We start from the raw sequence: 20797 nt of genomic DNA on the forward strand, positions 1-20797 counted from the left end.
TTTCAGACCATGAAACCGGAAAAAATCACCGCCTGGGCGCTGGATGAAGCCAGCGCCGAAGAACGCCAGCAGCTGGAGGCGGCGCTGCTGGAAAATCCGCAGGACAAAGCAAAGGCGGATGAAACGAAAGCTTTCTGCGACTTCCTGCTGAGCGAACTGCGCGACGACTCTCTGGCCCTGACAGACAAGCAGCGCCAGCGGCTCGTCGAGCACGCGTCCCAACCGCCCGCAGCAGGCGTCACGCCTGCACCACGGCCGGAGCGCGGCGCGCCCGCACTGCGCCCACCTCGCAAGGGGGAGACACGCTGGAACATGGTCTCCATCGTGCGGCTGGCCGTGGCCGCCTGCGCGGTGCTGGGCGGGTTTTGGACGTGGCAGGCCTATTCCTCCAGAAAAAGCGAAACGCGTGCTGTCGCCGTCGTGGCGGAGAAGCCGGCCGTGAAGGTGCAGCTCGCGCCGAAGCCGGAGTCAAAGAAGAAAGCAGGGCAGGGGCCTGAGGCACGGCTGCTGGCGGCCACGCCAGCGGCGCCCGTGATCGTGGCGGAGCAGCCTGCGGCGAAACCGCTTTCGCCCATGCCGAAATCCGAACCTGCTGCCACGGTGAATGCACTGGCCGTGAACAAAGATCAGCGTGCGCTGAGCCCCGCCGATGTGGAGCGGCTGAAGCGTGTGCAGGATGAGAATGCGTATGGCCTGAACTTTGGAGGAGGCTTGAAGATGCCTGAGATTGTGGTGGCGGGAACGGGCGTGACGACTCAGAAAGTGGAGCCTGCCTTGGCGGGCGCTGTGCTGGGGAGCGCGAATGGCAGTGTTCAGCTTGCTGGTGGCAGCAGCGGCATGCCGCTGGATGCGGGCAGTCTGACCGTGAATGGCGGTACTGCATTCACGGTGGGTGGCGTGGTTTCTGGCTCAACGGGCGGAAAATTGAAGATGGTTCCAGACGCAAAGGATCTGCTGAAGCAGACTCAGGGGCGGAAAGCTGCGAACCTGAGCTTAAAGGTTGGTGACAGAGGTTACCCGCCGTTTGACGGGGGGCTGTTCGTTCGCAGTGCATCCTCTTTGAGCTACGCCAATTTAGGGAACTCATATAGCACGCTCAGTTCAGCATCCTGGACCAGCACCTATCATGGGGTTCGTTCCAGCATGCTGGGGTTTGTCAGTGGCCTCCTGCCGGGGGGGCAGCCGTTAGCGCATGCGAGTGGATACGCATGGATGAGAACAGCTCCGCTGGAACTGATTGCCACGGAAGGTGAAGCCGAACTGTATGCATCGCTCGCGGAGTATCAGCCAAGCCTGGCTTTTGGGAATCTCTATCTGCACAAAGCATGGTTCAACAACATCGGCGAAGCATGGCTAATGTTGACTGCTGCCAATGCAAGCACCGGCGGCATCACCATTGAGGTGGGAAGTCCTTTCATGATGAGTGCCTTTTTGAATCAACCCCTGATGCCTGATTATCGTGGCTTGGGCTCGATTTTTCTTGGGAGCGATGTCTTCATGCCCCGAAGCATTGGTTCAGTGTTTTATAGGCATGTGCCGTTGGATCTTTATACAAATCAGAAATCACCGGGTGTGATCTCTTTCGCCACCGCCACAAACTCGCAGCTCACGGATGCCTCCTGGGTGAGTGACCTGCAGGCGGCGGTTTTTAATGTGCCTGCGTTGAGCAAGTCCTCCAGCGAAGCGAGCACCGTGCTGGGCTCGGGTAGTGTGGTGGTGAAGGGTGGGGTGCTGAATTCCTCTGGCAATCCGAAGCCTCTGGATCTGACGGGGCTCCCGGTGGTCACGGTCAAGTCGGGGATCATGGCTGCGACTGAGGTGACGGGTGGGCTTTACTTTGCAGGCACGATCGTTGTCCCCAACAGAACTTCCTTCACCTTTGACGGGTCTTCGGCTGCAGCCTTGGCGAATGCATCTGCTGAGCCTGCCGCGCGGGCTGGCATGCTTGCGGATGCGGGGGCTTTGATCGCCAATGGAAACAGGACGCTGCTGTCGGCCCCGGCGGTCAGCGCCCAAAGTGGAACTTTGACCTTGGCGGCGGCATCGGGCGTTAGCAGCGCAGCGCCGGCTCCGGCCTATGATGTGGCGGGGAAGAACTCGCTGACGGTGGGGAGTGTGGCCCCTGCCTCTCGCATGAACGCAGACCATTTCGCCACGCTGGATCTGAATGGTGCAGCAAGCTACAGCGGGTATGCGACGAGCACTGGCGGTGTCACGGTGAGTGCTGGCAGTGGCACGATGTTGAGTGGATCTTTGAGCCCGGCACCTGCCAAGGCGGTGGCGCTTACCTTTGCGGACACTGCTGCTTCCTCCCCGAGGGAGGGCGAGACGCTTGGCTCTACGGTTTCCGGATCAGGAGGAATGACCAAAGCGGGCGCGGGTGCGCTGGTCCTGGCAGGTGCCATCACCTACACCGGCGGCACCACCATCAATGCCGGTACGCTGAGCGTTTCCAATGGAGCGGCGATGCCGAATAGCGCTGCGGTTGTCTCGCTTGGCGCTCCTGCTCCCGTGAGCCGCACTGCGGGCGCGGTATTCAATAATAACGGCGTTACTCTGGCAACCGCAGCGCCTGCTGCTGCACCGGCTTCGCCACCTGCGGGAATCGTCGGCGGATGGGCGACGACGGCCCGTCAAGACTTCGCAACCTTCACCACAAGCGCAGCGGGCGTGCAGAATCCCCAGGCAGGAGCGGCGGGCGGCAATGTGAGCGCTCCCATGGCTGGATCACAGGCGGGTGACGTGGCCAAGGTGCAATCGGGGCTGGTGCTGGCCAATGGTGCGGCCGAGACTGGAAACTACGACGCAGCCATCGCGCAATACCAAGATGTGCTGCGCACGGACCCGTACAATGCGGCGGCTCGTCGCGGGATGGAAACCGCCGAGAAGAAGAGGCAGGGGTATTTCAAGGCAGCTTATGATCATCAGCGGGCCAAAATGCTGGCCCAGGTGACCGAATCATGGGAAGAGAAAGCGCCGATGTTGGCGTCCACGGGTGATGTCACACTGGGCAAAGACGTGAAGACGGATGCCTTCTACTTCTACTTTGGGAAGATTGCGCAGCCTGAAGAGGGCAAGCCCGTGCCGGGCAGCCAGCCGGGCACGGGGGAAAGCTACACACGCATCATCGAAAACCAGATGAAGGAGGTGGCGCGCGAGCCGCTGTCCACACTCTCCATCGATGTGGACACGGCGTCGTATGCGAACGTGCGGCGCTTCCTGAACCAGAACATGCTGCCACCGCCGGATGCGGTGCGCATTGAGGAACTGGTGAACTATTTCCCCACTGCCGAAGAAGGCCCCGCGCATGATGCCAAGGAACCCTTCGGTGTGCGCATCGAAATGGCACCATGCCCCTGGCAGCCGGTGCACCGGCTGGCACGCATCGCCATCAAAGGCCGTGAGATGGACAAGAACCGCAAGGCCAGCAACCTCGTCTTCCTGGTGGATGTCTCGGGCTCCATGAGCGAGCCCACCAAGCTGCCGCTGGTGCAGCAGTCTCTGCGCATGCTCACGGAGCAGCTCGGAGAAGGGGACCGCGTGACGATGGTGGTGTATGCCGGCAGCAGCGGTGTCGTTTTGCCGCCGACCAGCGGAGAGAAGAAGGCGGAGATCCTGGCGGCTATCGACCGGCTGAGCGCAGGTGGCAGCACCCATGGCAGTGCGGGCATCCAGCTGGCGTATGAGCAGGCCGTGGCGGGCTTCATCAAGGGCGGCGTGAACCGCGTCATCCTCTGCACAGACGGCGACTTCAATGTCGGCGTGAGCTCGCCGGAGGAGCTGGAAAAACTCATCAAGCACAAGGCGAAGACGGGCGTCTTTCTCAGCGTGCTGGGCTTTGGCAGCGGCAACCTGCAGGACCGCACCATGGAAACCCTGGCGGACAAAGGAAACGGCAACTACGCCTACATCGACAGCCTGAGCGAGGCACGCAAAGTCCTGGTGGAGCAGATGAGCGGCACGCTGGACACCATCGCCAAGGATGTGAAAATCCAGATCGAGTTCAACCCCGCCGCTGTGCGCAGCTACCGCCTCATCGGTTATGAAAACCGCCTGCTGGCCAAGGAGGATTTCAATGACGACACCAAGGACGCCGGGGAGATCGGCGCAGGTCACAGCGTGGTGGCGCTGTATGAGGTCGTTCCAGCCAGTCTGCCAGCCGGTGCGGAGGGCCGCCCTTCCGTGGACAGCTTGAAGTATCAGGCCCCGGCCATCTCACCTGCGCAGCTCGCCGAAGCCGCGAAGAGCGGTGAGACGATGACGGTGAAGCTGCGCTACAAGGAGCCTGACAGCGACCTGAGCAAGCTCATTGAAGCCCCCGTCAAAGATGAAGGCAAAACTCTCACGGCTAGCACCGAGGAGTTCAAATTCAGCGCCGCCGTGGCGGGTTTTGGCCTGCTGTTGCGTGACTCCAGCTACAAGGGCTCCCTGAGCTGGGAAACCGTGCGCCGCCTCGCCTTGGATGGCAAAGGCACGGACAAGCTGGGCTATCGTGGCGAGTTTCTGCAGCTCGTTGACAAGGCACGCGGGCTAAAGGAGACCCGGTAGGAAAGAAATTCGGCGCAAGAAACTCGGCCGGGTGGTGTAGTTCTGCTCGCCCCCTCCTTCTTGTCCTTGCATGCTACGCCGTGTCTTTGTCTCCTCGCTTTTGCTTTTCACCCTCTCTGCCGTCGCTGCGGATGCCCCGGCCCTGTGGTCTGGCAAAGTAAGGCGCATCCTCGATGAGAACTGCGTGAAGTGCCACGGGGTGCTGGAGCAGAAGGCCGGGCTGGAACTGGACACCCCGGAGATGGTCCTCAAAGGTGGTGAGGAAGGTGCGGTCGTGACGCCAGGAAAGCCGGAACAGAGCGCGCTTTTCACCAGTCTGGACAAGGGGGCGGAAACGCACATGCCGCCCAAAAAGCAGCTTTCGGACGCGGATCGTGCGGCGGTAAAGGAATGGATCGCCGCGCTGCCTGCGGCACCCGTGGCGGCGGCAGCGCCAAAGCCGAAGCAGGCCCGTCAGTTCGCCTCGGGCGAGGAGGCGATCAATACCCTGATCGCAGAGGGCTGGGCACGCGCGGGCGTGAAGCCTGCGGCTCCGCTGGGCGAGGCTGCATGGTGCAGGCGCGTGTATCTGGATCTCGCAGGTCGCATCCCCACACAGGCAGAGCTGGCGGCCTTTTTGGCTGCGCCGCAGCGAGATGCCTTGATCGACAAGCTGCTTTCCTCCCCAGAGTATGCGGTGCGCATGCGCGAGCTTTGGGACACCTTTCTGATGGGCCGCCTCCCGCGTGGAAATCCCGACGGGCGGCGCAAAGGCTCCGGCTGGTGGACCTTTCTCGAAAAGGCCTTCAAGGACAACCGCCCCTGGAACGAGGTGGTCTATGACGTGCTCTGCGCGCGGCCTGAAAATGCCCCGGATCGCAAAGGGGCCTCCTGGTTCCTCTTTGAGCGTAAAAACGACTTCCAAAAAATCGCCGAAGCCGTCGCCCCTGTGGTCTATGGCACCAAGATCGACTGCGCCCAGTGCCATGATCACCCGCTGGCGCGTGAGATCAAGCAGGCGCACTACTGGGGTCTCGTCTCCGCCTTCAACCGCAGCAAAAACGTGGATGCCAGCACCGCCGTGGCGGAGAGCGCGGTGGGCGGCTTCATGAATTTCACGAACCTGAAAAAGGAATCGCAGCCGGCGGTGGTCACGCTCCTCACCGGCCGCACCCTGCCCGAAGTCTGGCCCAATGCCGGATCCGACACACAAGAAAAGGACAATCCCGACCTCTACGAGGACCCCAAGGCCCCTGTGCGCGTCCCCAAATACTCCCGGCGCGAAGCCTTTGCTGAAGCTGCCACACAGGACAATCCCTTGCTCGCACGTGCCTTTGTAAACCGCATGTGGGCCGCCCTCACCGGCCGCGGCATCGTCAATCCGCCGGACGAAATCAACGAGCGCAACACCCCCAGCCACCCCGAACTGCTGGACTGGCTGGCGCAGGATTTTGCATCACACCGCTACGACACGCGCCGCGTGGTAAGGGAGATCGTTCGCAGCCGCGTGTATGCCCTGGGCGCTTCAGATGCCGCGCCGGAGTTGTTTACGGGCATGGTCGAGCGCCCCCTGAGCGCCGAACAGCTCGCCCGCTCCTGGCGCATCGCCCTGGGCCTGCCGCCTGCGGACGATGAGTTCCGCCGCCAGGTCATCACCGCCATGCCCGACGTGCTGCCCAAGGAGTACAACGCCACCTTCCAGCAGGCGCAGTTCCTCTCCGGCTCACCGACGATGACCGCGCTGCTGCAGGCCGCGCAGGGTGGTGTCATCACCCGCCTTGCAGCGCTGCCAGATGCTGCCAGCCGCATCCGCGAGGCGTTTCAGGCCGTGTATGGCCGCACCCCGGATGCAGATGAAATCGCACAGGCCGCGGCCTTTCTGAATGCAAATGCCGCCCACCCCGCCGAAGCCACCCGCGATCTTCTCTGGGCACTGCTCACCAGCGCGGAGTTTCTGGCGATGCCGTAGAAACACTGCTAAAAATTCCCGATCTCTCCTGAATGAACCTCCGCGATCCCCACCCACGATGCCCCACGCATGAGCATGGTCTGCACCGGCGTTTGTTTTTGAAAGGGCTCACCGGCGGCGCGCTGGCGAGCACGGCGAGCTTTACGGGACTGTTTCACAATCCGGTGTTTGCGGAGGAGACAAAGAAGAGGCAGAAGCACTGCATCCTGCTTTGGCTCAGTGGTGCGCCGAGCCAGTTTGAGACATGGTATCCGAAGCCGGGAAGCCCGGGAAACGGGCCATTTGGCAGCATGCCGACCAAGATCCCAGGCATTCACTACTCCACGCTGATGCCGAAGTGCGCCAGCATCGCGGACAAGCTGAACCTGGTGCGCAGCATGAAGACCACGCAGCCGGAGCACCTGCAGGCGATCAACCTGCTGCAGCGTGGTGCACCGGAGCGCGCCGGGTTTGTACGCCCCACACTGGGCAGCAGCCTAGCGCAGGCGATGGGGCAGCTGGACTCGAAGCTGCCGAATTTCATCTTTCTGGATCCCGTGCCCGGTGGCAATGAATTCGAGGCCTTCAAGGCGGGCAACTGGTCTGGCTGGCTGGGCGCGGAACATGCGCCGGTGCGCCTGGGCGGGGACTACACGCAGTTTCTCAACAGCGAAGGTGCGAGCATCCCGCAGCATGACAAGGAATCCCGCGAGACGTTGCGCAAGTTTCTGACGGCGAAGTATGAGCGCGACCGCAGCAGCGCGGTGGCGCGCAGCCAGAACGCAGCCTTTGAGCGCATGAAGGGCCTTGCCGCCAGCGCGGAGCTGTTTGACGTGAACAAGCTGCCTGCGAAGGACCGCGAGCGCTACGGTCCGGGGAGTTTTGCGCAGCATGCGCTGATGTCCCGCCATCTGGTAGAGAACGGCGCCCCGTTTGTGATGGTGGCCAACGGCATGAACTGGGACAACCATGTGTTCAATCATGAGATCCATCAGATGCTGGTGCCGGAGCTGGACCATGTGATCTACAATCTCATCACCGACCTGGAGGAGCGCGGGCTGCTGGACTCCACGCTGGTGATCGCGATGGGCGAATTTGGGCGCAGCCCGTGGATGAACGCGGCACGCGGACGCGAGCATTACCCGAATGCCTGGAGCATGATGATGACCGGCTGCGGCCTGAAGCGCGGCGTGGTGACGGGCGCGACCGATGTGGACGGCGTGGACGTCATCGAAAAACCGTACAGCGAGCAAAACCTCTTCGCCACCATCTTCACGGCGCTGGGCATTGATCCGTATGCGGAGTATGACCTGCCCGGCATGCCCACCTTCCACCGCGTGGAAAACAAGGCGGAGCCCATCCGCGACATCCTGGCCTGAGACCGCCCATGAAACTCACTCGTACCAAGCAATACGAACTGCCCTTTGCCGTCCTCGGACTGGCCACCACGCCGGATGGCGCGAATGCGTACGCCGCCTGCATGGACGGCAGTGTGCATGCCGTGGAGATGGCCACCGGCAAGAAGGAGGTTTTTGAGAAGAAGCACAGCTCCTACGCCAGCGGCTGCGTGCTGCTGCCAGATGGCAAAACGCTCATCTCCGCCGGCTACGACGGCACGCTGCTGTGGCATGATGTGGCAACTCGCAAGTGCATCCGCGAGGTGAAGGCGCACAGCTTCTGGAGCTGGCAGATGGCGCTCTCGCCCGACGGCAGGAGGGTGGCGAGTGTGACGGGGCAGTACATTGCGGGGGGCTGGAAGTATGAGCCTGCTGCGGAGAGCGAGCCGAGTGTGCGTGTTTATGACACTGCCAGCGGTGCGCTGGTGGCGAGCTACAGCCATACGCCGCCCGTGCTGAGCTGTGCCTTCAGCCCGGACAGCAAACATCTGGCTGCCGCAAACATGATGGGCGAGGTGCGAGTGTGGGATGTGCAGGCGAAAGGTGACAAGCCTGTCTCGCAGTGGACCTCTCCCGATTTCACTTCGTGGGGCACTACGAAGTCGCATCATTACTCCGGCGGCATCTACGGCCTCGTCTTTTCACCGGATGGCAATGCGCTGTTAGGCTGTGGTATGGGGCCCATGGGAGATCCCATGGCCGGAAACGGCAAGATGACATGGCAGCGCTGGGACTGGCGCAGCGGCAAGAAGATCGACCAGATCAAGGACGGCCAGCATGGCTCCGGGCTCATGGAGACGCTGGCTTTTCATCCGGACGGCAAACACTTTCTCATGGCCGGGCGCCAGGCCCAGGGCACGTGGAACGCCGCCGTCTTCAGCGCCACGGACGGCAGCCTGATCACCTCCTGGGACTCGAAATCCCGCCTGACGCATGGGCGCTTCACGGCGGATGGAAAGAGCCTTGTGGCTTCGGTGATTACCGGCGCAGGAAAGGTAAAGCCCGGACAGCCCTGGGGGGCGATGGGCCGGGTGCAGATGTACAGTGTGGAGGGCTGAAGCCGGCCCGGCTTCATTGAAGCTGCGACGTGCTTTTTTTCGTGCAATGGCATGCCCTTTCTGACATGTCTTTGTAAGAATACACCAGTATCCACCCCTGCCGCATGTCCTATTCTTCTTCTCCTGACCCGCTTCCGAGATCCAGCTCCGCTGGTGGTAGGCTCAGGTGGGAGCCGCCGTCGCCTGAGGAGTTGCAGAAACTGCTGCCGCAGTATGAGATCAACTCGCTGCTGGGGCGTGGTGGCATGGGGGCGGTTTACCGTGGCATGCAGGTGCATCTGGACCGGCCGGTGGCGATCAAGATCCTGCCTCCGGGACTTGATGATGCGGACGCGACTTACAGTGAGCGGTTTCGCAATGAGGCCCTGGCCCTGGCCAAGCTGAACCACCCGGGCATCGTCGGGGTGTATGACTTTGGCTGCACGAGCAACGGAATGCTCTACATTGTGATGGAGTTTGTGGACGGCACGGATGTGGCGAAGATGCTGGCAAAGCAGGGGCGCCTGCCTTCAGCGCATGCGATGGCGATCACGGCGCATGTTTGCGATGCGCTGAAGTACGCGCATGAGCGCGGGATCGTGCACCGGGACATCAAACCTGCGAACATCATGGTGGGGTTTGACGGTGTGGTGAAGGTGGCGGACTTCGGTCTGGCCAAGATGGGGCAGGGCGGGCAGAACACAGGACTGACCCAAAGCGGTGTTGCGATGGGGACGATGCACTACATCGCCCCGGAGGCGCTCACACTGGGCGTTTCGGTGGATCACCGCGCGGACATTTACGCCATGGGGGTGATGCTTTACCAGATGCTCACGGGCGCGCTGCCGCAGGGGATGTTCAAGCTGCCCTCCGTGCTGGTGCCGGGTTTGGACCCAAGATATGACGGCATCATCAGCCGCGCGCTGCTCAATGACCGGGAGCTGCGCCACCAGACAGTGGTGGAGCTGAGGCGGGAGCTGGACGCGATACTGACGCAGCCGGTGGTGAAGGTGGATGCGGCCGCGGGCAAGGCACCCGCTGCGCTGAACACAATGGCGCGGCCTCAGCGCCCCGCGGGTCCGCCGCCACAGAGGCAGGCGCCGCCGCCCCCGAGACGGAGTCTGAACCTGGGCTTCTGGATGCCGGTGCTGGGCGTGGTGGCCGCGCTGGCAGGGGTGTATGTGTGGCTGGGGCCGAAGACGCGGAAGACCACCGTGCGCCTCGAGGGAGAGTCGCTGAAGGTGGTGGAGGTGACGCGGGGCAAGGCGGAGCCTCAGGGCATGACCCAGTACCATGCCGGTGTCTGGAGCGCAGACTCGCAGATGCTGTGGAGCGAAGGCAGGGAGGGGGACAAGCTCACTCTGCAGCTACCGGTGGCGGAGGCGGGCAGGCAGCGGGTGAAGGCAGTGCTCACGAGCGCAGCGGACTTTGCCGTGGCGGAGGTGTCTCTGGATGGCAGGCCCGTACCGGGATCTCCCTTTGACCAGCAGGCGGAGGAGGTTGTGGTCTCGGATATTTTGGACTGGGGCGTGCATGATCTCAAAGAGGGGGAGCATCAGCTGGAGATCCGGCTGGCGGGCTCGCATGGCAGGGAGGTGGTGCGTGGGCGCGGGCCGTATGTGTTTGGCCTGGACTACGTGCAGCTGGAGCCGCCGGAGGTGAAGGCTGCAGGCGCTGCTCCGGGGACGGATGTGGCGCTCACGGCCAGGCCGAGCGCCTCGGCGTGCGAGCGGACAGATCATGTGAAGCACCTCAACAGCAGTGAGGAGACGCCGGGGCAGAAATCGCAGGATGTCTCCCACCCGCACCATTCCTGGCACCCGCGCAAGGGGGGTATGGAGTGGGCGCAGTATGAATGGGAGACGCCGCAGGTGATCGATGAATGCCAAGTGTTCTGGTTTGATGACAGCGCTGCACGCGGCGGGTGCAAGCTCCCCGCCTTCTGGCGGCTGTTGTACCGGGAATCCTCGGGCGCGTGGGTGCCGGTGGATGCCACGATACCTGATGCGGTGGCAGATGAGTGGAACATCGTGAGCTTTCCTGCAGTGAAGACGACGGCGCTGCGCCTTTCCGTGCAGTGCCAGCCGGGCTGGTCCGCCGGTGTGTGCCACTGGAAGGCCCTGGCGGCGGCGGGCACGGCGACGGATGCCGGGAAGCGAGAGCGCCCGGATCTGTCCCTGAGCGATCTCTCGCCGCTGCACTCGCAGGTGGGGTGGGGCATCTACCATGCGAACGTGCTGAGCCCGGTGGAGAGCAGGGATGGCAATTACGTCAGCGTGGCTGGCAAGCCCTGCGTGGAGTATCTGTGGGCGCATGCAAACAGCCGGCTGGAGTTTGCCATTCCGGAGGGGTACACGCATTTCACGGCCACGGGCATCGGCTTTCGCAATGACAGGCCAAACATGAAGCACATCAGCCCAGGCACCTGGACCTATGCGGTGGAGGTGGACGGCCAGAGGATATTCACCTCCCAGCCGCTCAAGGACTACCCCGGTAAAGAGCTGCCCATGGATCTGGCTTTTCCAGCGGGGTCCAGACGGCTCACGCTGATCGTTGACAATGCCGGTGACTCCAACAATGACCAGTCCCACTGGGCTTATCCCATGCTGAGCACTGACGGGGCTTCAGCGGCGCGGGCTGCGGTTTCTTCACCTGCATCTACTTCTCCGGCCAAGGCTACGCCAGTTCCATCGCCGGCGGTGGTGACTGAAGCCCCCAGCCTGTCCGTGCCGCAGGGGTACAGACGAGGCGAGACGATCAGCCTCTTCAATGGCAGGAATCTGACGGGTTGGAGCGGGCTGAAGGAATTCTGGACCGTGCAGGACGGGTCTCTGACGATGAAAACGACGCCTGAAAACCACCCCCAGGTCTTCACCGCCCTGGTCTGGAATGGAGAGGTGAAGGACTTTGATTTTTCCTGCAAGTTCAGGTTTCTCAGCGCTTACAGCAAGGCATGGCGGATTGCGGGAATCCAGTTCCGGGGGCATATGCAAGACCCCATGAAGTACAGCGTGGCAGGCTACAGCGCGGAGCTGGACTATGACTGGCGCTACACAGGCGGACTGGTGGAGAAGATCGGACGTGAGCTGCCCATCAAGCGTGGCGAGAAGCTGATCCTGAAAAACAGCGGTAATCCACGGAAGCCGGCAGCCGAAGTCATGGATACCTTTGGCACGCCGGATGACATCGGCAGGCGCATCAAGCGCGACGACTGGTGCGACTACCGTGTCGTTGCCGCAGGCAGTCACATCCAGATTTTTGTCAACGGTCTGCCCACGATGGATGTGAAAGATGAAACGGCGGAAGCGTCAAAGTCCGGCCTGCTGGCTCTGGGGAATTTCTACAGCTCGGTAATGACGCTGCAGTTCAAAGACCTGAAGCTCACCGAACTGCATTCCATCATGGCAGAGACTGCGCCTGGAGGCTCTGCCATGATGGCGGACAGGCTCAAAATCAGGCTCTTTGCCGACCGTGCTGAGGAAGCGTTGAACCATGTGTTTGCGCCGCTGAGCCAGGAGCCGGATGCCGAGCTGCCTCCGAGCCTGGTGAAGATGCGGGATGATCTCATCACCGAAGGCAGGGCGCAGCCTGAGGCCAGCCTGGACGCCTACCGCGCTGCACACGCCCTATGCCTGTCCCTGATTTCCGCCCTGGAGGAGCGCAGCACCTCCAAGTCCGGTGCGGCATGGACGGCGCGCTCCCAGGCGCTGCGGCCTGTGCTGGAGGCGCAGCTGGGCAAGACCCGCCGTCTGCTGGGGACCCAGCCGTGAGGTCTGCCAGACCAAAATACGCGCTGTCTGCGAAAACATATGGGGAGAACATCCCATTTCACATTCCGCAGGGCTGCGGTTAAACTGCGGATGGGAAAACAAACCGTCATCATGCCATGTGCCTCCTTTTTCCAGCCAAGCCGGCAACGGCTGACGCGAGAGGTTCGCGCAACGCGCAGCAACCACCATTCCTATGAAAACCATCGTCGCCCTCGTGGATCTTTCTGATCTGACCTTCAAAGTTCTCAAGCAGGCGCACGCGCTTGCCACTGCCTTTCACAGCGAGGTGATCATCCTGCATGTGCTGGGCAAGCAGCCAGTGGTCATGGATGTGGGCATCATCTCGCCTGTGGTGATGCAGGACCCCATGCCGACGGTGGCCAAGGAACAGGCGGAGCAGCTGCTGGAGATACGCGACTCGTTGATCAAATACGGGGTGAAAGCCCGGGTGGAGCAGCTGGAAGACGCCCGTGTGGCGGCGGTGCTGGCGGAAGCCAGGCAGCTGAAGGCGGACCTGATCATCCTGGGCTCCCACCACCATAGCACGATCTACCACATGCTCGTGGGGAGCGTGGCCGCTGACGTGCTGAAGCACGCGCACTGCCCGGTGCTGGTGGTGCCGAGCGACGAGGCGTCACACAAGCAGGTGTGATCCTGCAGTCCTGCTTGAGTGATGACCGCAGCAACGGCGTGCGTCATTTGGCTGCTGACATGGCAGGCACCAGCGCCGGGGCATTGGGTGAACCGAGGCCGGTGACGAGATCAAAGCCGGGGGTGCAGTTGTAGGCTCCGTTGTTGCCGGAACTGATGTCGAAGAAGTCTGTGTACGAGCTGGTGGCCAGCGAGTAGATGCAGCTGCCGGTGCTGCTCATGCTGGTGCTGCGCGCGGCATTGATGAGCGCCTGCTGCGCGGCCCACTGGGGAGCTCCGGCGCTGGTGCCGCCCACCTGGATCCAGCCTGTGGTGCCGTTGTAGTTGGAGATATAAACGGGGAAGCCGGTGGCCGGGTCCGCGTCATAGCTCACGTCTGGCACGGCACGTCCAGCAGAGGCTGAGAATGCTGCCTGCCAGGAGGGCTTTTTGCAGTAGGCGCTGATGCCGCCGCCGCTGCCGGACCAGCCGGTTTCGGTGATGGCAGTGCCGACGCTGTCCAGCTGCAGGGTGGTGCCACCCACCGCGACGACGTAGGGAGAGGCCGCCGGCCAGATGACGCCAGCACCGCTGTCTCCGGAGGAGGCAAAGAAGCTGACTCCGGCCTTGTTGAAATGGGAGTCATAATTGACCTCCGAGGCAAACTCCAGAGCGCCCCAGCTCATGGAGACCTGCCGGGCTCCGAGGTTTTTCACGGCGTAGTCCACCGCCCCGAGGAGATTGCTGATGCTGGCACTCTTTGCCACGACGACGACGATGCGTGCCCCGGGGGCGATGGCGTGCGCCCACTGCACATCCAGCGTGGTTTCCAGCGCCCAGCCGCTGTTGCTGGAGGGCTTGCCCTGCGGGTAATACACGGCCAGCGTGGCCTGCGGCAGTCCAAAGGCGGTGCAGAAGACCTTGAGATCGTTGGCCAGGCTGGGGCTGCCGTAGGCATCGACAATGGCTATGGTCTGACCGGCGCCGTTGCCGGTGATTTTGTCAAAGCCGTAGGCGTGGCGTATTTGGGCCGGAGTGCAGCCGGTCGGGCTCGTCGTCACCAGCGGTGCGGCGCTGGAGGGGCCGTGTGCCCAGAGCGGTGCACGAGCATGAATGCGGTCCGTCTCAGGAGCCGATCTGTCCAGCCGCTCTGGCGGTCCTTCGTCTTGATCCACCTTGTGAAAGTTCTTGTGATTTTCAACCGAAAATCCAGCCGAAGTCAGGGCAAAAGAACTGACACACAGTAGAGTACGAATGGTTGGGTGCATGTAATTACCATAGTTGAGTTTTAATTATTTCGCCAAAAAAATAAATGCTTAGCTTCGGTTAGGCTAAAGCCTAGGCTTACGCTCAGGCATGTTTGCGCTCGATTGCCCTCCACTGTTATTGTGGTGACTGGCTATTTTTTGGCGGTGGGCGGCACGTAGGTTTTTCCGTCGTAGCTGCCGCCGACCATGTTTTGAACGGACTTGAGCTGGTCGCTCATGGCGCTGTTCAGCGATTCACCGTTGGTCTGGGAGGCGTCTAGCGCCCGGCTGGGAAGGGAGGTGGCCTCCTCCGGGGCCTCTGGAGCTGGTCTGTGCGCCGGGGCCAGCATGTCGCTGGCCATCCAGCCCACACCACCCAGGACCAGCAGTACGAGTATGAGCGGGGCATTGGAGGAGGAACTGGAAGCGCTCGGCATATAGCTGTGAATGGAGGCGGAATGTGCAAAGATTGCGGTTTCCAAGGTGAAAAATGGCGTAAATTTCATTCCTGTCTAATTTCTGCCTGTGACTGACCGTTCGCACCATGAACTCTCGCATGCCCGCCCAACACGTACAGGATGAAGCCGCCGTGCTGGTCAGGCGGGCGTTGGACCAGCATGAAAGCACGCTCATCGCATACACAGCAAGCATCCTCGGTGGAGACATCGAGCGCGCGCGCGATGTCGTGCAGGACTCGATGCTGCGGCTCTACCTCACGGAGCCGGAGCGTGTCCGCGAAAATCTTAAATCGTGGCTGTTCACCGTCTGCCGAAACCGCGCCTTTGACATTTTGCGCAAGGAGCAGAGGCTGGATCTTGGCAACGATGAGGTCATTGATGCGGCTGCCGACCACGAGCCGGACCCGTCGCAGAGCGCAGGCATGCACGAGCTCTACGAGCACATCTGGAGCTGTGTGGACCGGCTCCGGCCCAACCAGCGTGAAGTCGTCCGGCTCAAGTTCCTTCACGACTGCTCGTACCAGGAGATCTCCGGGATCACAGGGCTCAGCGTCGGAAACGTGGGCTTCATCATGCACCATGCGATCAAAAAACTCCGAGAGCTGATGAGCACGGACGTAAGCGAGGAATACAAAACACCCACCCATTTATGAATCCGCAGGACAACCCCCATTTCACCGCCTACGCACTCGGGGAACTGAGCGCCGAGGAGGCACGAGAACTGCACGAGGTACTGGCCACCACGCCTTCCGCCGCGCATGAGCTGGAGCAGATCGAGGCGGTGACAGACGCCCTGCGCCAGGGGGCACCGATCCCTCTGTCCCGACTGACCCACGAGCAGCGCCACGCGGTGCTGCACCCCTCCAATCTGCCGAGGAGGATTCAGCCCATGCTGCCGCGTCAGCCCTCGAAGCGTACGCAAGGGGCCTTCTGGCCGGTGATGGGTGCGGTGGTGAAGGTGGCTGCGGTGGTCACTCTGAGCGGTGCTGCTTTCATGGCCGGGTGGATGTATGGCCCCGCCGTGCAATCTGCGGCGCAGATGGCCGAGGAGACGCCCAAAGGCGAGACACCTGCCAAGCCTGAGACCGGCCTGAAGACGCCAGCCGCGCCTGAAAAGGCCCTGCCTGCAGCAGCGGTGGCCGTGGTGCCCGCCAAGCCTGAGCCTGCACCTGTGAAGCAGCCTGCGGCGGAGAAAAAACTCGTGGCCGAGGTCAAGCCTGCGCCAGCACCTGCTCCCAAGGACACGCTGGTGGTCAAGGCCTCGCCAGTGAAGGAGCAGCCTGCTGCTGCACCAAGTGCTGCGCTGGGCTTTACGCTGCCGGCGGGACACGGCACCTTTGTGAGCACGACGAAACAGGCGACTGATCAGTTCAGCCTGCACCCGGCGCAGATCAAGCCGCAGCCGCCGAAGGCAAAGGGGCAGGTCTTTGCCTCACCGCAGATGGCACCCGTCAAGCCTGAGCCGAAACCGGAGCGGGCCGGGGACTTGTACATTCACTCATGGAAGGCTGAGGTGGCGGCCTGCCCGTGGAATCCGGCGAACCGTCTGCTGCGGCTGGTCATTCAGCTGCCGGCAGATCAGGCGGCGGTGATCGGTGCGGACAGCAGCTTTCCGCTCCAAGTGACCTTTGACCAGGCAAATGTGAAGCAGTTCCGCATGCTTTGTGAGCGCCATCTGGCGGCTGCTGAGCTGCGCAGTGCGGGCACACATGTGCTGTGGTATGAATTTCAGCCGAATGGCAGCGGTGAGATCCCGCGGGACAGCAGCCGGCTGGTGGCCACCGTGATGCTGCCAAACGCGCGCTTTACCTCGCAGGCGGTCGGTCCTTTTGACAGCAGCAAGCTGCAGGTCATGGACCGTGGATATTCGCTGCATAATGCGCGTGAGGACTTTGTGTTTGAGACGTCGGTGGTGGGCTTTGGCCTGCTGCTACGAGGGGCGGAGCAGCTGGGCAGCCTGAACCATGATCTGGTGCTGAGTCTCGCCACACAGTCCAAGGGGGCTGACAGCAGCGGCGAGCGTGCGCGCTTCATCCGCCTAGTGCAGGACGCGCGGCAGGCGGCGGGGCTGTAAGAAGACAACCAGCGTGCCGTGTTGTCCGTGCATGGCTGCGTCTGTGCAGCCGTTGACGGGTCATGCGCAGTGCATGATCTTGTCGTTGAAGAGCGCTCCGGCCGGTGCGTAGAGCTTGTGGCCCAGCGAGAGGTAGCGCTCTCGCAATTCATCGCGGTGTTCGTTGATCACCGGCAGCCAGGGATTTCGCCGCACTGCGAAGGCGGGCTCGGCGGCGAGGTTGGCGAGATCCTGATCACGCCCGAGGAGATGGCCGAGGCGTCTGGCGCGCTTGATCCGCCGTCTGGAGCCACGCAGATGCGATAGCACCAGGGTCTGAAAGTAGAGGTCTTTGACGCGATGGCGCCAGCGGTGCAGGGTGCGCTTGTCCTTGGTCTCGAAGGCCTGCTTCATGAGCTGTCGGCCTTTGCGGTAGCAGCGGGCGTGCGCCTCCAGCACCTGCTCTTCGGAGAGGGTCTGGATGCAGGTGCTGTCAATCAGCTGGCCCACGGCATAAAGCTGGTGATGCAGCGCGGATGCGGGCGGGGCCTGCAGTGCGCGGCCCATGAGCTGCGGGCGGTGTTTCGGGGCGAGATGAAACCGGCGTGTGAGCTTGTCGATGAGCCGGGTTTGCACCACATGCTCGCGATTGCCTGCGCAGGCATTTTTGACGGTGCGCAGGTGTTTGCGCATGGCCTGCAGCGTTTGTTTTTCGATGCCCGCATGGGCAAGCCTCAGAAGGGCCATCATCTTTTTGATCCGCAGGCGCAGCTGGTGTGTGGCCGTCTCCTCGTGGGCGGAGAGCCTTTGCACATCCTCCTGCGCGCGCTCGCAGAGCTGATGCAGCAAACGTTTCAACTTCCGGCCCGAAAGGCCCGCAGTGTCACGGCTTTGCTTCATGGGGCAGCATTGAGCCGGGTATTGCGACGGACATCAAGAAAGAGTTTTTCACATTCGTCAGCCTGGGGGTGGTAATAACTCCGCAGGTTGGCCGGTTTCTGTGACTGCCTCCATGGGCTGGAGCCGCTGGGATTGTCGTCACATTCGATTTTTCACGTTTTTTCCGTGGTGTGAGGCGGAGTTGCTGAAAACTTTCGTTGATTCGTGTGCCTCCGATGCCAGCGTGGGCTCGTAGCCCATTTTCAACCCTCACAGTCTCACACCATGGCCAGCGAAGCAGTCATCACCCTCACCGAAGCAAATTTTGAATCCGAAATCTCCTCCTCCACCGTGCCGGTGATCGTGGATTTCTGGGCTGAGTGGTGCGGGCCTTGCCGCATGCTGGGGCCGATCCTCGATGATCTGGCCACTTCCCAGGAAGGCAAAGTGAAGATTGGCAAAGTGAACGTGGACGAGGCTCCCGGTCTGGCCACCCAGTTCAGCGTGCGCTCCATCCCGATGCTAGTGTTCTTCAAGGACGGCAAAGCGGTGGACACCGTCGTCGGTGTGCAGTCGAAGGACGCCCTGACCAAGCGGCTTGCCGCGCTGGGCTGATATTCCAGTCTGTCTTTGCAAGACAGCAGCATTAAAAAAGCCGCCCCGTGAGAACAGGGCGGCTTTCTTGTTAAACACTTCCGGCCGGGTTTACTCGTCGCCGAAGGAGATGCCGATGGCGCGGGAGGCGCGGACGATCTCGCTGTCCTTGCTGACCAGGCGGAGCTGGTGCACGGCTTCTTCGATGGGCACGTCTCCCACCTGATACTGCTGGTAGCTGACCATGCGGCCAAAGCTGCCCTGGGAGATGAGCTCGACGGCCTTGGCTCCAAAGCGCACGCCGAGGATGCGGTCGAGGGCGGTGGGGGCGCCGCCGCGCTGAAGGTGGCCGAGCGTGCAGGCGCGGGTCTCCTTGCCAGTGTCCTTTTCAATCTGCTTGGCCACGTAGTCGCCGATGCCGCCGAGGCGGTCCTCGCCCTTGGTGCCGACACGTTCCTTGGTGAGCAGCTCGCCAGACTCAATGCGGGCGCCCTCGGCCACGACGACGAGGGTGCTGTGGTGGCCTGCGGCATCGCGTTTGCGAATGGCCTTGGCCACGTGCTGGAAGTTAAAGGGGATTTCGGGGAGGAGGATCACGTCTGCACCGCCAGCCATGCCGCCATACAGGGCGATCCAGCCTGCGTGGCGTCCCATCACCTCCAGCACGATGACGCGCTTGTGGCTTTCTGCGGTGGTGTGCAGGCGGTCCAGTGCGTCCACGACAGCCGCGACGGCGGAGTCAAAGCCGAAGGAGGTGGCGGTGGCCTGGATGTCGTTGTCGATGGTCTTGGGCACGCCGATGATGTTGATGCCCATCTGGGAGAGCTGCAGGCCGGTGGTGAGGCTGCCGTCTCCGCCTACGACGATCAGTGCGCCGACTTCGAGGTGGCGGAGGGTGGCCTTGGCTTTTTCCACGATCTCCGCAGGTACCTGGGAGACATTGCCTTCGCCCACTTTGGCAACGAAGTGCCCCTTGTTGGTGGTGCCGAGAATGGTGCCGCCCAGCTTCATGATCCCGATGGTTCTTTCAGGAGTGAGCATCATGTAGTCGCCTGGAGGGAGGAGGCCCTCGAAGCCGTCGCGGAAACCGACGACTTCCCAGCCGAGGGTGTGTGCGGCGCCGACGACGCCATGAATGACTGCATTGAGCCCGGGGCAGTCCCCGCCGCTGTTTAAGATCCCGATTCGCATGAAAGTGTGTGTGTGAAAAGTTGAGGTTGGGGGGCGGCGTCCTGAAAACAGGAGCGTCCGTGTCTTTTAAAACTGATCAAGCATCTGGCGCTTGTCCGTGATGGGGCGGCCGGCCGCGAGCCAGCGGTCATAAGCTGCCCAGCCCTGGTGAAGCAGGGCACGAGCCTCGCCAAAGGGGTTGGGTGAGCCGAGAATGACGACGACCATGCGGTGGCGGTAGATGAGGCTGGAATTGTCTGCCTGCACCTGGACGCTGGAGGGCTTTTCAGCAGAAAGGACGACACAGCCTCCGGACCGTGGGGTGCTGCTGGCCTTGATGCCGTCAATCCGGTCCACTCCGAGGAGCTGGTTGGTGTTGTTCAGCGTGACGCTGAGCTGCTGCCCGGCGCGGTAGATGGTGATGCTGCGGCTGGACTGGTTGGTGTAGAACCGCAGGGCGGGGCGTGACACTGCGTAGATCGCGAGCCGTGCGATGTCCGCGGCGGTGGAGTAAGGCAGGGGGCGTGAGTTTTCGAGGCCGTGAGGATTGGTGAAACGGGTGGCACGTGCGCCTTCGCGTTTGGCAAGCTGATTCATCTGCTTGACGAACTCCTCCATGGGGTGGCCACCACGGCCAAGGCGGGCCAGATGGTCTTTGCCGACAAAGTCGCCCAGCGTGATGGCGGCGATGTTGTCCGTGCTCATCATGGTGGCGTAGAGGAGGTCCCGCAGGGTGACCTGGTCTCCTGGCTGAAGGCCGATGGTGCCCGCGTCGGAGATCTGGAAGGCGTAGGCGGGGACGGTGGCCAGCACGCCGACACCGACTTTCGAGGCTGCGGCCCAGTCCAGGGTGACCATGGCGGTGGCGATCTTGGCAATGCCGCCCACGGGGCGCTTTGCCTGCGCGTCTGCGGCGACATGGACTTTTTTGTTGAAGGAATCGACGACCATCACGGCGGACTGCGCCCTGAGGGCTGCGCCACCGGTGAAGAGCGTCAAACTGATGCCGAGGATCAATGCGCGGGAGTTTAACCACGCCATGCTGGGGGAGAACATAGACGGCTGATGTTTAGCCTTCGGAGGCGGT

The 20797-nt window shown here is 62.3% G+C and carries 14 protein-coding genes; 9 read left to right on the plus strand and 5 right to left on the minus strand.

Annotated elements, in window-relative coordinates:
- Positions 1 to 9 precede the first annotated feature (9 nt).
- The 6 genes from ACFQDI_RS18370 to ACFQDI_RS18395 all read left to right on the plus strand — a co-directional run bounded on the left by ACFQDI_RS18370 (position 10) and on the right by ACFQDI_RS18395 (position 13331).
- Positions 10 to 4548 carry a YfbK domain-containing protein gene (locus tag ACFQDI_RS18370; RefSeq protein WP_377169505.1) on the plus strand — a complete coding sequence of 1513 codons (4539 nt, stop codon included), beginning with the start codon at positions 10 to 12 and terminating at the stop codon, positions 4546 to 4548.
- Positions 4549 to 4618: 70 nt separating this feature from the next.
- Positions 4619 to 6496 (plus strand): DUF1549 domain-containing protein, encoded by a 1878-nt coding sequence (locus tag ACFQDI_RS18375; protein WP_377169507.1) that lies wholly within the window; start codon positions 4619 to 4621, stop codon positions 6494 to 6496.
- Positions 6497 to 6528: 32 nt separating this feature from the next.
- Positions 6529 to 7854, plus strand: a complete 1326-nt coding sequence (locus ACFQDI_RS18380) for a DUF1501 domain-containing protein (RefSeq protein WP_377169509.1) — start codon at positions 6529 to 6531, stop codon at positions 7852 to 7854.
- Between the two features lie 8 nt (positions 7855 to 7862).
- Entirely contained in the window at positions 7863 to 8930 is a 1068-nt protein-coding gene (locus ACFQDI_RS18385) for a WD40 repeat domain-containing protein (protein ID WP_377169511.1), read from the plus strand.
- A 104-nt stretch (positions 8931 to 9034) separates the two neighbouring features.
- A complete protein-coding gene (locus tag ACFQDI_RS18390) occupies positions 9035 to 12679 on the plus strand; it encodes a protein kinase domain-containing protein (RefSeq protein WP_377169514.1) in 3645 nt (1214 codons plus the stop codon).
- A 193-nt stretch (positions 12680 to 12872) separates the two neighbouring features.
- Positions 12873 to 13331, plus strand: coding sequence for a universal stress protein (locus ACFQDI_RS18395; RefSeq protein ID WP_377169516.1), 459 nt, complete (start codon positions 12873 to 12875; stop codon positions 13329 to 13331).
- Between the two features lie 43 nt (positions 13332 to 13374).
- On the opposite strand, the gene ACFQDI_RS18400 is transcribed toward ACFQDI_RS18395, so the two are convergent.
- Positions 13375 to 14577, minus strand: a complete 1203-nt coding sequence (locus ACFQDI_RS18400) for a S53 family peptidase (RefSeq protein WP_377169518.1) — start codon at positions 14575 to 14577, stop codon at positions 13375 to 13377.
- 131 nt (positions 14578 to 14708) lie between these two features.
- Positions 14709 to 14993, minus strand: a complete 285-nt coding sequence (locus tag ACFQDI_RS18405; RefSeq protein ID WP_377169520.1) for a hypothetical protein — start codon at positions 14991 to 14993, stop codon at positions 14709 to 14711.
- Between the two features lie 119 nt (positions 14994 to 15112).
- Here ACFQDI_RS18405 and ACFQDI_RS18410 point away from each other — a divergent pair, with 119 nt between their 5' ends.
- Positions 15113 to 15667 (plus strand): RNA polymerase sigma factor, encoded by a 555-nt coding sequence (locus tag ACFQDI_RS18410; protein ID WP_377169522.1) that lies wholly within the window; start codon positions 15113 to 15115, stop codon positions 15665 to 15667.
- Positions 15664 to 17088 carry a YfbK domain-containing protein gene (locus ACFQDI_RS18415; RefSeq protein WP_377169524.1) on the plus strand — a complete coding sequence of 475 codons (1425 nt, stop codon included), beginning with the start codon at positions 15664 to 15666 and terminating at the stop codon, positions 17086 to 17088. The genes ACFQDI_RS18410 and ACFQDI_RS18415 overlap by 4 nt, the downstream gene beginning before the upstream one ends.
- Before the next feature lie 60 nt (positions 17089 to 17148).
- Here ACFQDI_RS18415 and ACFQDI_RS18420 read toward each other — a convergent pair whose 3' ends face one another.
- The gene (locus ACFQDI_RS18420) at positions 17149 to 17967 is read right to left on the minus strand and encodes a CHAD domain-containing protein (RefSeq protein ID WP_377169526.1); all 819 of its coding nucleotides are present in this window, start codon (positions 17965 to 17967) and stop codon (positions 17149 to 17151) included.
- Between the two features lie 264 nt (positions 17968 to 18231).
- Here ACFQDI_RS18420 and trxA point away from each other — a divergent pair, with 264 nt between their 5' ends.
- Entirely contained in the window at positions 18232 to 18561 is a 330-nt protein-coding gene (gene trxA, locus ACFQDI_RS18425; RefSeq protein ID WP_377169528.1) for a thioredoxin, read from the plus strand.
- 90 nt (positions 18562 to 18651) lie between these two features.
- On the opposite strand, the gene ACFQDI_RS18430 is transcribed toward trxA, so the two are convergent.
- Both ACFQDI_RS18430 and ACFQDI_RS18435 read right to left on the minus strand, forming a co-directional pair.
- The gene (locus tag ACFQDI_RS18430; RefSeq protein WP_377169530.1) at positions 18652 to 19731 is read right to left on the minus strand and encodes a 6-phosphofructokinase; all 1080 of its coding nucleotides are present in this window, start codon (positions 19729 to 19731) and stop codon (positions 18652 to 18654) included.
- Between the two features lie 66 nt (positions 19732 to 19797).
- Positions 19798 to 20766: a D-alanyl-D-alanine carboxypeptidase family protein gene (locus ACFQDI_RS18435; RefSeq protein ID WP_377169532.1), complete on the minus strand. Its 969-nt coding sequence runs from the start codon at positions 20764 to 20766 to the stop codon at positions 19798 to 19800.
- Between the last annotated feature and the right edge of the window lie 31 nt (positions 20767 to 20797).

Source organism: Prosthecobacter fluviatilis (assembly GCF_042655725.1).
GTDB lineage: Bacteria > Verrucomicrobiota > Verrucomicrobiia > Verrucomicrobiales > Verrucomicrobiaceae > Prosthecobacter > Prosthecobacter fluviatilis.

What these genes read in the sequence shown, in the direction of transcription:
- ACFQDI_RS18405 (WP_377169520.1), bottom strand. Translation starts at nt 14,993, where the DNA reads ATGCCGAGCGCTTCCAGTTCCTCCTCCAATGCCCCGCTCATACTCGTA.
- ACFQDI_RS18395 (WP_377169516.1), top strand. Translation starts at nt 12,873, where the DNA reads ATGAAAACCATCGTCGCCCTCGTGGATCTTTCTGATCTGACCTTCAAA.
- ACFQDI_RS18375 (WP_377169507.1), top strand. Translation starts at nt 4,619, where the DNA reads ATGCTACGCCGTGTCTTTGTCTCCTCGCTTTTGCTTTTCACCCTCTCT.
- trxA (WP_377169528.1), top strand. Translation starts at nt 18,232, where the DNA reads ATGGCCAGCGAAGCAGTCATCACCCTCACCGAAGCAAATTTTGAATCC.
- ACFQDI_RS18410 (WP_377169522.1), top strand. Translation starts at nt 15,113, where the DNA reads ATGCCCGCCCAACACGTACAGGATGAAGCCGCCGTGCTGGTCAGGCGG.
- ACFQDI_RS18415 (WP_377169524.1), top strand. Translation starts at nt 15,664, where the DNA reads ATGAATCCGCAGGACAACCCCCATTTCACCGCCTACGCACTCGGGGAA.
- ACFQDI_RS18400 (WP_377169518.1), bottom strand. Translation starts at nt 14,577, where the DNA reads ATGCACCCAACCATTCGTACTCTACTGTGTGTCAGTTCTTTTGCCCTG.
- ACFQDI_RS18385 (WP_377169511.1), top strand. Translation starts at nt 7,863, where the DNA reads ATGAAACTCACTCGTACCAAGCAATACGAACTGCCCTTTGCCGTCCTC.
- ACFQDI_RS18380 (WP_377169509.1), top strand. Translation starts at nt 6,529, where the DNA reads ATGAACCTCCGCGATCCCCACCCACGATGCCCCACGCATGAGCATGGT.
- ACFQDI_RS18420 (WP_377169526.1), bottom strand. Translation starts at nt 17,967, where the DNA reads ATGAAGCAAAGCCGTGACACTGCGGGCCTTTCGGGCCGGAAGTTGAAA.
- ACFQDI_RS18430 (WP_377169530.1), bottom strand. Translation starts at nt 19,731, where the DNA reads ATGCGAATCGGGATCTTAAACAGCGGCGGGGACTGCCCCGGGCTCAAT.
- ACFQDI_RS18370 (WP_377169505.1), top strand. Translation starts at nt 10, where the DNA reads ATGAAACCGGAAAAAATCACCGCCTGGGCGCTGGATGAAGCCAGCGCC.
- ACFQDI_RS18435 (WP_377169532.1), bottom strand. Translation starts at nt 20,766, where the DNA reads ATGTTCTCCCCCAGCATGGCGTGGTTAAACTCCCGCGCATTGATCCTC.
- ACFQDI_RS18390 (WP_377169514.1), top strand. Translation starts at nt 9,035, where the DNA reads ATGTCCTATTCTTCTTCTCCTGACCCGCTTCCGAGATCCAGCTCCGCT.